The sequence below is a fragment of the Flavobacterium sp. NPDC079362 genome, assembly GCF_050267765.1.
Taxonomy (GTDB): Bacteria; Bacteroidota; Bacteroidia; order Flavobacteriales; family Flavobacteriaceae; genus Flavobacterium; species Flavobacterium azizsancarii.
Window position 1 is genome coordinate 34,500 of sequence record NZ_JBNNFM010000008.1, and the last position, 14,987, is coordinate 49,486.

Here is a 14,987-nt window from a genome sequence, read left to right on the forward strand (position 1 = left end):
GATTATGTCGTCTCACTACGAAGCACCCATTAGAAAACCTTTAGTTATAGGTGATAAATCTTATCACGATGTAACTGTAGATGTAGCTGCACCTGTTGAGGGGCCTGCAAACAAACAATGGTGGATTGTATTTTCTATCGCATTAATAGCCTTCCTTTGGGGGTTAGGTTGTATAATTTACACTGTATCTACCGGTATCGGAACATGGGGATTAAATAAAACAGTTGGTTGGGCTTGGGATATCACGAACTTTGTTTGGTGGGTTGGTATTGGTCACGCCGGAACATTAATTTCTGCGGTATTATTACTTTTCCGTCAACGCTGGAGAATGGCGATTAACCGTTCTGCAGAAGCAATGACTATCTTTTCGGTAGTTCAGGCAGGTTTATTTCCAATTATTCACATGGGACGTCCATGGTTAGCATACTGGGTTTTACCTATTCCAAATCAATTTGGATCTTTATGGGTAAACTTTAACTCACCATTGCTTTGGGACGTTTTCGCAATTTCAACGTACCTTTCAGTATCATTAGTTTTCTGGTGGACTGGTTTATTACCTGATTTTGCAATGCTACGTGATAGAGCGATAACACCTTTTAATAAAAGAGTATATTCTATCCTAAGTTTTGGATGGAGTGGTAGAGCTAAAGATTGGCAGCGTTTTGAAGAAGTATCATTAGTATTGGCTGGTTTAGCTACTCCTCTTGTACTTTCTGTACACACGATTGTATCGATGGACTTTGCTACATCTGTAATACCAGGATGGCATACAACAATTTTCCCTCCGTACTTCGTTGCCGGAGCGGTTTTCTCAGGATTTGCAATGGTAAACACATTGTTGATCGTTATGAGAAAAGTTTCTAACCTTGAAGCATATATTACGGTACAACATATCGAGTTAATGAATATTGTAATTATGATTACAGGTTCTATCGTTGGAGTAGCGTATATCACTGAGTTATTCGTAGCTTGGTACTCAGGAGTAGAGTATGAGCAATATGCGTTCTTAAACAGAGCAACCGGACCTTACTGGTGGGCATATTGGTCGATGATGACTTGTAACGTTTTCTCTCCACAATTTATGTGGTTCAAGAAATTAAGAACAAGTATCATGTTTTCATTTATTATTTCGATCGTAGTAAACATCGGAATGTGGTTTGAAAGATTCGTAATTATTGTTACTTCTTTACATAGAGATTACCTTCCATCTTCTTGGACAATGTTCTCACCAACATTTGTTGATATTGGAATTTTCATCGGAACGATTGGTTTCTTCTTCGTATTGTTTTTATTATACTCTAGAACATTCCCTGTAATTGCTCAGGCAGAGGTTAAAACAATTTTGAAAGGAACAGGAGATAATTACATTAGAGAAAGAGCAAAAAAAGATACACATCATGAGTAATAAAGTAATATACGCCATTTATAATGACGATGATATTTTGATGGATGCAGTAAAGAAAACCAGAGCTGCTCATCATCATATTGAAGAAGTTTTTACTCCATTCCCAGTTCACGGATTGGATAAGGCTATGGGTTTAGCGCCAACAAGATTAGCAATTTGTGCATTTTTATATGGATGTGTTGGTATTTCTGTTGCAACGACTATGATGAGTTATATCATGATTCATGATTGGCCGCAGGACATTGGAGGAAAACCAAGTTTTAGTTTCATTCAGAATATGCCTGCATTTGTACCAATTATGTTTGAAATGACAGTATTTTTTGCTGCTCACTTAATGGTTATCACTTTTTATATGAGAAGTAGATTATGGCCATTTAAAGAAGCTGAGAATCCTGATGTAAGAACAACAGATGACCATTTTTTAATGGAAGTTGCTGTAAATGATAACGAAGCAGAACTAGTTTCTTTTTTCGAAGGTACAGGAGCAGTTGAAGTTAAAGTAATTGAAAAGAATTAATTGTAGCTATGAAAAGGATATATAAAATAACACTTTTAGTTGGTATAACTATTTTAGTTTCATCATGCCACAATACTTCGGCACCAAACTATCAGTATTTCCCTAATATGTATGAATCTTTAGCATATGAACCATATGCAGAAGCAAAAATATTTAAAGGTGGAAAAGAAGGACAGCTTCCTGCACAAGGAAGTATCAATAGAGGTTTTGAACCTTATGAATATGAAAATTCAACTGCAGGTTATGAATTGGCAAAAGCTAATTTAAAATCGCCTTTGGATTCTATCGAAAGAAATTCCGGAAAAGGAAAAGAACTTTTCGATATTTACTGTATCAGTTGTCATGGTGCAACTGGAAACGGTAAAGGTAAATTGGTTGAAAGAGAAAAATTTCTTGGAGTACCTAGCTATAAAGACAGAGAAATCACTGAAGGAAGTATCTTTCACGTTGAAACTTATGGTTTAAATGCAATGGGTTCACATGCAAATCAATTAAGTGCCCACGAACGTTGGTTAGTTGCTGACTATGTTCTAAAACTAAAAAGCCAATTATAATTGTTGAACAAACTGATCGTAATAGATATGTATACATTTTCAAGTAAATTAAAAACTTTTTCTATCATCCTAATGGCCCTTGGTATATTAGGAATTGGATATGGTTTTTTAACTGCTCCTAAAGATATTCAAGAAGTTGAAAAAATTCTAGCTGCAGATGCACATGGATCTCATGGTGCTGCACATGAAGCAACAGCAGAAGCTGGACATCACGAAGCTGCTGAAGCTTCGCATGACTCACATAAAGGTGGAGAGCATGCAAAAGTTAATGCTGCTGATGAGCACGAAAAACATTTAAAACATGTATTGAACCAATTGCAAAATAAGCCTTGGTCAGCTTTATATGTTGCTTGTATTTTCTTCTTACTACTTTCTATGGGAACTTTAGCATTTTATGCTATTCAACAAGTTGCTCAGGCAGGTTGGTCTCCGGTTTTGTTTAGAGTTATGCAGGGAATTACGGCTTATTTGCCAGTTGGTTCTGTTATTTTCTTTATCATATTAATTCTTTGTGGATTACACTTTAATCACATATTTGTATGGTTAGGTGAAGGAGTTACAGATCCTACTAGTCCAAACTATGATAAAATTATTGCTGGTAAAGCAGGTTATTTAAACTTTCCTTTCTGGCTTATTAGAGCTGCCATATTTTTAATTGGATGGAATTTATATAATTATTTTTCAAGAAAAAATTGTTTAGCGCAAGATGAGGCTAATGATGATCTATACTACAAAAAGAACTTTAAGTTAACTGCTGGTTTCTTGGTATTCTTTATCGTTTCTGAGTCTATCATGTCTTGGGACTGGATTATGTCAATTGATCCACACTGGTTCAGTACATTATTTGGATGGTATGTATTCGCTTCTTTCTTTGTAAGTGGTATTACTGCAATTGCGTTAGTAACTGTTTACTTAAAATCTAAAGGATATTTAGAATACGTAAATACAAGTCATATTCACGATTTAGCTAAATTTATGTTTGGTATTAGTGTTTTCTGGACTTATTTATGGTTCTCTCAATTCATGTTGATCTGGTATGCTAATATTCCGGAAGAGGTAACTTACTTCATAACGAGAATTCAATTATACAATTTACCATTCTTTGGTGCTGTGGTTATGAACTTCGTATTCCCGTTATTAATATTAATCAACACAGATTTCAAACGTCTTAGCTGGGTTATTGTTATGGCTGGTGTTGTTATCTTATTAGGTCACTATGTAGATTTCTTTAATATGATTATGCCTGGTACAGTTGGAGATAAATGGTTTATTGGAGTTCCTGAAATTGCATCTATACTTTTCTTCTTAGGTTTATTTATTTTTGTTGTATTTACTGCATTAACTAAAGCTCCTTTGTTAGCAAAAAGAAATCCTTTCATTGAAGAAAGTAAACATTTTCATTATTAATATTTAAAGAAGTAAACAGATGACAAGTTTGTTGGTAATTGTAGTTTTAGTTTTATTAGCAATTGCATTGTGGCAATTGACCAAGATATTTGATCTTACTCAAGTGGGATCTTCTTCGGACGATACTCAAGTTGCATCAGATAATGATAATAATATTCAGGGATATATTATGTTTGGCTTTTTGGCTTTCATTTATATATTTACGATTTACGGTTTACTAAAATGGGGTAATTTAGCACTTCATACTCCTGCTTCAGAGCATGGGCTTTTAGTAGATAATTTAATGAATATTACATGGGTTTTAATTTTTGTAGTTCAGTTTATTACACAAGGTTTACTTTATTGGTTTTCTTTCAAAAATAGAGGACATAAAGACAAAAAAGCATTATTCTTTGCTGATAGTAACAAATTAGAAGCAATCTGGAGTATTATTCCATCTGTAGTTTTGGCTTGTTTGATCCTTTACGGATTGTATGCATGGAACAACATTATGTTTGTTGATAAAGACGAAGATGTAATTGAAATCGAATTATATGCACAACAGTTCAAATGGACTGCAAGATATGCTGGTAATGATAATGTTTTAGGAAAAGCAAACGTACGTTTGATTGAAGGAATCAATACTTTAGGTGTTGATATGTCTGATCCTAATTCTCAAGATGATATTGTAGTTTCTGAGTTGCATATTCCAAAAGGTAAAAAAGTACACTTTAAGATGCGTTCTCAAGATGTATTACACTCAGCTTACATGCCTCACTTTAGAGCACAGATGAACTGTGTTCCTGGTATGGTTACTGAATTTGCTTTTGTACCTACTTATACAACCTCTGAATACAGAGAGTTACCATTTATGGTAGAGAAAGTTTCAAACATCAATAAATTGAGAGCTGAAAAAAGTGTTGAGTTAGTTGCTAAAGGCGGTACAGCTTTAGATCCTTATACATTTGATTATTTATTATTATGTAATAAAATTTGTGGAGCTTCTCACTACAACATGCAAATGAAAGTAGTTGTTGATACTCCGGAAGACTATAAAAAATGGTTAAGTGAAAAAACTACTTTAGCTCAGGATATTAAAGCGGCAGCAGCTGCTAAAGCACCAGCTGAAGGAGCAAAAGCGACTACAGATAGTACAGCAAAAGATACTGTTAAAGCGGTGATTGATACTGTTAAAGCAGCTATTGCTAAAGTTGCTATGAAATAATATTTATTAAGAAAATTTAAAGTACACATATATGTCAGCAGAAGCGCACGATCACGATCACGGACACGATCACGAGCACGAACACCATCATAAAGAAACGTTCATTACTAAATACATTTTTAGTATTGATCACAAAATGATTGCGAAGCAATACTTAATTACCGGTATTTTCATGGGAATTATTGGTATTGCAATGTCCTTGCTTTTTAGAATGCAATTAGCATGGCCGGAAGAGTCTTTCAAAATCTTTAATGTTTTATTAGGAGATAAATTTGCACCTGATGGTGTAATGGCAAATGATATTTATTTGGCTTTAGTAACAATTCACGGTACCATCATGGTATTCTTTGTACTAACGGCTGGTTTAAGTGGTACATTTAGTAACTTACTTATTCCACTTCAAATTGGAGCAAGAGATATGGCTTCCGGATTTATGAATATGGTTTCATACTGGTTGTTTTTCTTGTCTGCTGTGATTATGTTGTCTTCATTATTTGTTGAAGCTGGACCAGCTTCTGCAGGTTGGACAATCTACCCTCCATTAAGTGCTTTACCACAAGCGATTCCAGGTTCTGGAACAGGTATGACTTTATGGTTAGTTTCTATGGCTATCTTTATTGCATCTTCTTTAATGGGATCTTTAAACTACATCGTAACTGTTATCAACTTAAGAACTAAAGGAATGTCTATGACCAGACTTCCGCTTACAATCTGGACATTTTTTGTAACAGCTATTATTGGTGTTATCTCATTCCCTGTATTGTTATCTGCAGCTTTATTATTGATTTTTGACAGAAGTTTTGGTACTTCATTCTTCTTATCTGATATCTATATTGCTGGAGAGGTTTTACATTACCAAGGTGGTTCTCCGGTTTTATTCGAACACTTATTCTGGTTCTTAGGACACCCGGAGGTTTATATTGTAATTTTACCAGCGATGGGTCTTGTTTCTGAAATTATGGCTACGAACTCTCGTAAACCAATTTTTGGATACAGAGCGATGATTATGTCAGTTCTTGCAATTGCATTTTTATCAACAATCGTTTGGGGTCACCATATGTTTATTTCAGGTATGAATCCTTTCTTAGGATCTGTATTTACCTTTACTACTTTATTGATTGCAATTCCATCTGCTGTAAAAGCATTCAACTGGATTACAACTTTATGGAAAGGTAACCTGCAATTCAACCCTGCAATGTTATTCTCTATCGGAATGGTTTCTACTTTCATCACTGGAGGTTTAACTGGAATCATCTTAGGAGATAGTACTTTAGATATTAACGTTCACGATACTTACTTTGTAATTGCTCACTTTCATTTAGTAATGGGTATCTCTGCACTTTACGGAATGTTTGCTGGTATTTACCACTGGTTCCCTAAGATGTACGGAAGAATGTTAAATAAAAACTTAGGTTATATTCACTTTTGGGTAACGGCAGTTTGTGCTTACGGAGTTTTCTTCCCAATGCACTTTATCGGATTAGCTGGTTTACCAAGACGTTATTATACAAACACAAACTTCCCATTATTTGATGATTTACAAAATGTGAATGTTTTAATTACAACATTTGCTCTTGTAGGAGGAGCGTTCCAGTTAGTATTCTTATACAATTTCTTTGTTAGTATTTTCTACGGTAAGAAAGCAGTTCAGAATCCTTGGAGATCTACAACATTAGAGTGGACTACTCCAGTAGAACATATTCACGGTAACTGGCCAGGAGAAATTCCTCATGTATACCGTTGGCCATATGACTACAGTAACCCAAATCATGATGTAGATTTTGTACCGCAAAATGTACCAATGAAAGAAGGTGAAGAAGTTTTACACCACTAAAATATAAGAGAGACCATCTGAGAAGATGGTCTTTTTTTTGTTTTATTCCGATTTTATTTAAATTCCAAATCCCAGGAATGTTGGGAGGTGAAATGAACCATTTTTTTATATCAAGTTAAATTGAAGGTAAACTGTATAGCAATTTGGCTTCTTATTATGTGATTAAGTAACTCTGCAAATGATTAGATAAAGTAATAAGTTGGAATTTGGAATGTTAATAATGAATTTTCCTTTTTTTATTTGAAATTTATCTGTTTTACAAACTGATTACTTTGTCTATCTTTGTAAAATGAATGAAAACCTAGATCCCACTACAAATGGGTACAATCCAGAAGAATTAGATCTCGAAAAAAGATTACGTCCGCTGTCATTTGATGATTTTGCCGGACAAGATCAGGTTTTAGAGAATTTAAAAGTTTTTGTTGCGGCAGCCAATCAGCGTGGTGAAGCTCTTGATCATACTCTTTTTCATGGACCTCCGGGATTAGGAAAAACGACTTTGGCGAATATTTTGGCCAATGAACTTGAAGTCGGGATAAAAATTACTTCCGGTCCTGTTTTAGATAAACCTGGAGATCTGGCCGGTTTATTGACGAATCTTGATGAGAGAGATGTTTTGTTCATTGACGAAATTCATCGTCTAAGTCCAATTGTTGAAGAATATTTATATTCAGCAATGGAAGATTTTAAAATTGATATTATGATCGAGTCGGGGCCAAATGCCAGAACGGTACAAATCAATTTAAATCCTTTTACTTTAATCGGGGCTACAACCCGTTCAGGATTACTGACGGCGCCAATGCGTGCACGTTTCGGAATTTCATCACGATTACAATACTATACTACTGAACTTTTGACTTCTATTGTCGAAAGAAGTTCTTCTATACTTAAGATGCCAATTTCATTAAATGCTGCGATAGAAATCGCGGGCAGGAGCCGTGGTACACCTCGTATTGCAAATGCACTGTTGCGAAGAGTGCGTGATTTTGCACAGATAAAAGGAAATGGAACTATCGATCTTGAGATTGCACGTTATGCGCTAAAAGCATTGAATGTCGATGCTCACGGTCTTGATGAAATGGATAATAAAATTTTATTAACGATTATCAATAAATTCAAAGGAGGACCTGTTGGGCTTTCAACTTTGGCAACTGCAGTTTCTGAAAGCAGTGAAACTATTGAGGAAGTTTATGAGCCATTTTTGATTCAGGAAGGTTTTATCATGCGTACGCCACGTGGTCGTGAAGTTACAGATAAAGCTTATAAACACTTAGGTAAAATAAACACGAACATTCAGGGCGGATTGTTTTAATTCTATTATAAGATGTCCGATAATCGAAAATATACTTATCCCAACAGACTTTCAATAGTGAGATTTTTTCTGGATGCTGAAGGAGTACGACGAAATCCGATCCCTTTTCATGCCAGATATTTTGATCAGTTGGGAGATTCTTTTTCCCTTAAAATTGGCTGGTCAAAACATATCATCTTATCGAGGGACAATGAAATTGCTCAGTATATCCTACAGAAGAATCAAAAGAATTATCATAAGTCTAAATTTCAATCTGTCTACCTTTCGAAATATTTAGGTAAAGGACTTTTGACTGTTGATGGTGATTTTTGGCTGAAACAAAGAAGACTGATTCAGCCTGCTTTTCATAAGCAAAAGATGAATCAGCTGGTAGAAAACATGAATTATACCATTGCTGTAGAATTGAAAGATTTAGAAGAAGAAAAAGCAATTGATCTTTTTCCTGTAATGAGTCAATTGGCATTTAATGTTGTGGCGAAGTCATTATTTCAACTTTCAATTTCGGATGAAAAATTGAATAGGATAAAATTCATTATCGAAGAAGTACAGAATTTCTTAATTAAGGAAATCAGGCTTCCGCATAAAGCATGGTGGTTTTCGTTAAGCGGCCAGGTAAAGAATCATCTTGAACTGGCGAAGGAGAATAATAGTATTATTCAGGAAATTATTGAGGATAGAATGGCTTCGAAAGAAGAAATTAATGACCTTCTGAACATGCTTTTGGAGACCCGATATGAGGATACGGGAGAAGGGATGACTGTAAGTCAATTGGTTGATGAAATTAAAGTGCTGTTTATTGCCGGGCATGAAACTACAGCCAATGCCCTGACTTTTACTTTGCATCTTTTAGGAAGGAATCCTGAGATTCAACAAAGAGTTTTTGATGAGATTACTGAGATTCAATTCCAAACGAATGATATTGTTGAACAGCTTCAGAAAATGACATATACCAATGCCGTTTTAAACGAGTCGATGCGTTTGTATCCACCGGCCTGGATTACCGACAGGCAGAATGTTGCTGATGATACTCTAGCCGGTTATCATATCAAAAAGGGAACACTGATTGGTGTTTCTTTTTATGAGTTACATCGAAATCCTAAATATTGGGTAAACCCGGAACAATTTGATCCGGAACGATTTCTTGGAGAACAAAAAAAGCAATCGATGCAATACTTTTATCCGTTTGGAGCGGGTCCAAGAATGTGCATAGGTGCAGGGTTTGCTATTTATGAAATGTGTCTGGCTATTTCTCAGATTGTAAAAAAATACGTGATTAAATCCAGTACAGATACTGTTCAGTTTAATCCTCTAATAACATTAAAACCTGTTGGTGTAGAAGTTTCATTCTCTAAAAGATGAGTATTAATGCAAAAGAAACATATTCGGAATTTATAAAATCTGAAGCAAAACGTCTGGGTTTTCTTTCTTGTGGAATTTCTAAAGCAGGATTTCTGGAAGAGGAAGCGCCACGTCTTGAAAAATGGCTTAACAATAACCATCACGGGCAAATGGCCTATATGGAGAACTATTTTGACAAGCGTTTAGATCCTACCTTATTGGTTGATGATGCCAAAAGTGTTGTTTCGCTTTTGCTAAATTATTATCCCGAAGAAACCCAAAGTCAGGACAGTTTTAAAATCTCGAAATATGCCTACGGGCAGGATTATCATTTTGTAATCAAAGATAAACTCAAGGAATTTCTGCATGCTATCCAGGAAAATATAGGCGATGTTTCCGGTCGTGCTTTTGTTGATTCGGCGCCTGTTTTAGACAGGGCATGGGCGGCAAAAAGTGGTTTGGGATGGATTGGTAAAAGCGGGAATCTATTGACCCAAAAGGTAGGTTCTTTTTACTTTATTGCCGAGCTGATACTCGATTTAGAATTAGAATACGATCATGCTACTACAGATCATTGCGGTTCTTGTACTGCTTGTATCGACGCTTGTCCCACGCAGGCAATTGTTGCTCCGCATGTTGTTGACGGAAGCAAATGTATTTCTTATTACACCATTGAACTCAAAGAGAATATTCCTTATGAAATGAAAGGGAAATTTGACGAATGGATGTTTGGCTGTGATACTTGCCAGGATGTTTGCCCCTGGAACCGGTTCTCGAAACCCCATTTAGAACCTTTATTTAATCCGAATCCGGAACTGCTTTCTTTTTCTAAAAAGGACTGGATCGAGATTACAGAAGAAACTTTTCGTGCCGTTTTCAGAAACTCGCCAATCAAAAGAACCAAGTTTAATGGTTTGAAGCGAAATGTTAAATTTTTAGAGTAATTTTCTCTATTTTTTAATTTTTTGTCTTTTTCGAGGCTATCCTTCCCTATTCTATATTTCTCGCAGTTTGTAAGATTTTTACATTTTTATCCCATATTTGTCTAAAAATCAATAATACTTTAAAAAATTAATAAATTTCTGTTGTTTTATTACCGAATAGTTAAGTTTTTCACAACTTGATGTTAATTTTTATCGTCAAAAAGTGTCGTTCAACGTTTATCCGTGTAGTTTGTCGACTAAAGTAGTTAGTAAATAGGTGTTTGTATACTTTCGCGACTCCAAAACTACTAATTTAACCTAAAGGCAACTTTTATGCCTTGAACGACATACATTTATGGTGCAAAAACTACTTTATTTTTGTGACGATCCTGAAAAAACTTTTTCGGGATTTGCAAAAACCATTTCCTTTATTTTATCGTATTTACCCTATATGCTGAAAACCACAATTGGTTCTTCGGCTTTCCATTCTTCTATTCTTAATACCACAATTGTCTATGCGTAACTTTACTCTTAGTCAGTCTAAATTTTTTAGACTAATCTCTTTAGTTTTATTATTTATAACATCTATACCTTCATTCGCACAAATTTGTGGTACGCCCGGAGCTGATGGTCCTGTTGCGATAACAGGTTCTGTAAATACTTATTATCCAATTGCTGGTAATAGAACATTGCCTGAAGGCTCTTTATCTATTGTATTAGGTGCTGTACCAGCTACAGATCAGCATAAAAACAATTTTGGGACAACACCAATTTCTGTAGGAGATTTGATTTTGATCATCCAGATGCAAGATGCAACAATAAACTCTTCAAATGATGCTAGTTATGGTTCAGGTACGACGTATAGTGGCCCTGATGGTAAAGGAGGTACAGGATTTACCGATATTGGTAATTCGGGTATTTTTGAGTATGTTATTGCTACTAGTAATGTACCATTGACAGGTGGGAATTTGACCTTTAAAGGTACAGGTCCCAATGGCGGTGCTTTTAATAGTTTTTATAATGCAGATGCGACAGGATTAAGAGGAAAGAGAACATTTCAAATTATTAGAGTCCCACAATACTCTAACTTAACTTTAAAATCAGATATTACAACACCGCCATTTAATGGTGTTGCCGGAGGAGTTATTGCTTTTAATGTTTCTGGATTTTTCGATTTTGGTGGAATGAAAATTGATGGAAATGCAAGAGGATTTAGAGGAGGGTTTAGTCCGAAAGCTGCTTCAGGTGCAAATAATGCAACAACTTATGTTGGAGTTGCTACAAATACCGCAATTTCTTGTAAAGGAGAAGGAATTGCAGGGACACCCAAATATATGTGGGATGGCTTTAACCAGGTGATTAATGCTACCGAAGGTTTACCTGTTGGTTCCTCTGGAAGAGGGGCAGCTGCCAATGCTGGTGGAGGTGGTAATGATCACAATACCGGTGGTGGTGGTGGCGGTAATGGTGGTTATGGTGGTTTAGGTGGTTATGGCTGGCAGGGATATGCTGGAGGAGATCGCTATGATAATGGTGGTCTTACCGGAGGAGGACGACCAGGTTTTAAATCTTTTCCTATGCTTACTTCTACATCTACACCATCGTTGACGAGGCTTATAATGGGTGGCGGAGGTGGAGCCGGAGATGCAAATGATGCTGTTGATGGTGTAAAAGGCGGTGTTGGAGGTGCTATTGTACTCATTAATGCCGGTGTTGTTCAAGGGGTTGGATTAATTGAAGCCAATGGTGGAGATGGAGCTCCAGGTATTTATGGAAGTTCACCTGATGGTGCCGGAGGTGCCGGAGCTGGAGGAACTGTATTATTAAATATTTCTAATAGTAGTTCTGGAACAATTACAATTAGTGCAAAAGGAGGAAAGGGAGGAAATACAGAAAGAGATACTAACAACGAACACGGACCTGGTGGTGGTGGTGGTGGTGGTATCATTAGACATAATCTTGTAGGAACAGTAATAACTAAAACCGATGTAAGCAAAGGCTTATCAGGAATGACAACAGGAGCAAACAGTGGTAATACTACAGCACATGGGGCGATGCCTGGATCAGATGGACATGTATCCACTTTTGTTACATCAGATTTACCAGCAAACCTGCAGGTTAATTCAAGTTGTTTTCCACGTCTTGAAATTACAGTAAAATCTTCGTCTAATAAAACTGTTTGTAATTCGGTAGGAGAAAAGGTTTCTTATGAAATTCAAATAAAAAATGCAGGAGTAGGAAATGCGGCTGGAGTTGTTTTGGATTTTACTTTTCCAAATGGAATTGAATTTGATTCAGCTATAGCAGCATATTCAGTTGATGCTTCGGGACCTGCTGGAACTTTGACTAATACTGCTACAGGTAATAATCCAATTTTTGGTGGTTTTAATATTGCTAAAGATGGAGTAGTTACAATAACTTTAACAGGTAAGATCGTAACATCAATTGCAGCGGGTACATATGATTCTAAGGCACAGGCTTTATATCTTGATCCAACACGTACTAGTGTAAACAGACAAATAACGGCATCTACAAATGCCTCCATCAGTGCAAATAAAAATTATGAGGGAGCTAGTCAAGCACCTGTCCCTGGATTTAATTTTAATGGTGCTGGGACAGAAGATGATATAATAATTTTAGCTTTACCAAACGCTCCGACTGCTTCGGTAACAACACAAGCAAGTTGTACTACACCAACAGGAACGATTAAAGTAAGTAGTCCTGCCAACGGAACAAATATAAGGTATACGTTAACGGGAACAAATCCTGTAACGGCTCCAATTAATAATTCGACAGGTACTTTTTCTGGACTAGTTGCAGGGAAATACAAAGTAACTACAACCGATCCACAAGGATGTACTTCACTTCCTAGTAATGAAATGACTGTAGATGCAATTTCAGGAGCACCAACTACCATAGGAGTTTCAATTTGTCAAGGAGATCCGAGTGCAGCATTAACTGCAACATCTACATCATGCAACTCTAATGATATAGAATGGTTTGCGAATGCTCTTGGAGGAGAGGCATTATTTAAAGGTTCTTCGTTTATTCCAACTTTAACAGATAGAACTACAGTACGAACTATAATTTATTATGCAAGTTGTCCTCTTTCGACTTGCAGGGCAGCGGCAAATTTTGTTATTAAGCCAAAACCAACTATAACAAACACAGTACCAGCTTCACGATGTGATGCAGGAACTTTAACTTTAGGAGCCACAGCTTCTTCAGGAACAATCAATTGGTATACAGCAGCAACAGGTGGTACATTTTTGACAACAGGAACGACTTATGATACGCCAAATTTATCAACAACAACGAGTTATTATGTTGATGCGACTGATAATGGATGTACTACAGGAGCCAGAACTGAAGTTAAAGCAACAATCAATACTACACCAACAATAAATTCTACTACAGAAGGTTCTAATTGTGGCCCAGGAACAGTACAGCTACTTGCGACAGCATCAGCTGGAGCAACTATATATTGGTACAATAGTTTGACTGGCGGCACATTATTAAAAACAGGTGGGGATTTTACAACTCCTAATTTAACAGCTACTACTACTTATTATGTAGGTGCTACTATTACGTCTTCTGGCTGTACCAGTACATCAAGAATTGCAGTTACTGCAGTTATAAATAATCCTTCTACAATTTCATTAACCAGCGGTACACAAAACTCGGCAGTTTGTGCAGGATCAGCAATCCCAACTACAGTTTATACTTTTGGAGGAAGTGCGACCAATGCTATCGTAAAAAATTTGCCAACCGGATTAGATTTTAAAGTTGATCCAGATGCAAAAACAGTTACGATTTCAGGAATTCCAACAACAAATGGCACCTCCTATAGTATAACAACGGTTGGTCATACAACACCATGTTCGGCTGTAACAATAATGGGGGAGGTAACGGTTAATTCGTTGCCAGCAACACCAACACTAACAATTAAACAACCAACTTGTGGTGTTTCCGGAACGTTGACCATTAATAATTATAATGCTACAACTCAATATTCTGTAGATAATGCAACTTTTGCTGTGCTTACTTCAGCTACTTTTAATGTAAGCGCTGGAACGCATACTGTTGTAGCTAAAGATGCTACTTCATTGTGTAGTTCGGTTACGGCTACTTCAGGATCGATCAATGCGACTCCTGCAGTTCCATCAGCTCCAACAGTTGTTGTAACAGCAGAGAGCTGTAGTGCAGCAGCAAGAAATATTTTAAGTGTATACGATGCTAACTTAACGTATACTTCAACTCCATTAGGATTAGCAGTAGGAACAGGCGGAGTTATCACAGGCGGTAGTACAGGAACATCTTACACGATTACAGCTAAGAACAGTTCACAATGTTCTGCTACATCAGCAAGTTTTACCTATAACGGAAACGCACAATTAGCAGTTCCATCAGCTCCAACAGTTGCTGTAACAGCAGAGAGCTGTAGTGCAGCAGCAAGAAATATTTTAAGTGTATACGATGCTAACTTAACGTAT

Annotated in this window: 9 protein-coding genes and 1 pseudogene; all 10 read left to right on the forward strand. The window is 36.4% G+C overall.

The genetic code is table 11. From position 1 onward, the window contains the following. The first annotated feature begins 4 nt into the window (after positions 1-4). Entirely contained in the window at positions 5-1,405 is a 1,401-nt protein-coding gene (gene nrfD / locus ACQKCJ_RS09505) for an NrfD/PsrC family molybdoenzyme membrane anchor subunit (protein ID WP_271337657.1), read from the forward strand. Continuing rightward, complete coding sequence (locus ACQKCJ_RS09510) at positions 1,398-1,922, forward strand: DUF3341 domain-containing protein (protein ID WP_041516373.1); 525 nt, start codon at positions 1,398-1,400, stop codon at positions 1,920-1,922. Before nrfD ends, ACQKCJ_RS09510 begins: the two co-directional genes overlap by 8 nt. A gap of 8 nt (positions 1,923-1,930) precedes the next feature. Beyond that, the gene (locus tag ACQKCJ_RS09515; protein WP_271337653.1) at positions 1,931-2,476 is read left to right on the forward strand and encodes a c-type cytochrome; all 546 of its coding nucleotides are present in this window, start codon (positions 1,931-1,933) and stop codon (positions 2,474-2,476) included. Positions 2,477-2,503: 27 nt separating this feature from the next. Further along, positions 2,504-3,883, forward strand: a complete 1,380-nt coding sequence (locus ACQKCJ_RS09520; protein WP_427401911.1) for a quinol:cytochrome C oxidoreductase — start codon at positions 2,504-2,506, stop codon at positions 3,881-3,883. A 19-nt stretch (positions 3,884-3,902) separates the two neighbouring features. Further along, entirely contained in the window at positions 3,903-5,087 is a 1,185-nt protein-coding gene (locus ACQKCJ_RS09525; RefSeq protein ID WP_427401912.1) for a cytochrome c oxidase subunit II, read from the forward strand. A 31-nt stretch (positions 5,088-5,118) separates the two neighbouring features. Beyond that, a complete protein-coding gene (locus tag ACQKCJ_RS09530) occupies positions 5,119-6,921 on the forward strand; it encodes a cytochrome c oxidase subunit I (RefSeq protein ID WP_271337650.1) in 1,803 nt (600 codons plus the stop codon). 289 nt (positions 6,922-7,210) lie between these two features. After that, on the forward strand, positions 7,211-8,233 hold the full coding sequence (gene ruvB, locus ACQKCJ_RS09535; protein ID WP_427401913.1) for a Holliday junction branch migration DNA helicase RuvB: 1,023 nt from the start codon (positions 7,211-7,213) through the stop codon (positions 8,231-8,233). Between the two features lie 12 nt (positions 8,234-8,245). Next, positions 8,246-9,592 carry a cytochrome P450 gene (locus ACQKCJ_RS09540; protein WP_427401914.1) on the forward strand — a complete coding sequence of 449 codons (1,347 nt, stop codon included), beginning with the start codon at positions 8,246-8,248 and terminating at the stop codon, positions 9,590-9,592. Beyond that, the gene (queG, locus tag ACQKCJ_RS09545) at positions 9,589-10,515 is read left to right on the forward strand and encodes a tRNA epoxyqueuosine(34) reductase QueG (protein WP_427401915.1); all 927 of its coding nucleotides are present in this window, start codon (positions 9,589-9,591) and stop codon (positions 10,513-10,515) included. Before ACQKCJ_RS09540 ends, queG begins: the two co-directional genes overlap by 4 nt. A 494-nt stretch (positions 10,516-11,009) precedes the next feature. Beyond that, positions 11,010-14,987, forward strand: a pseudogene (locus tag ACQKCJ_RS09550) (hypothetical protein); the annotation flags it as partial.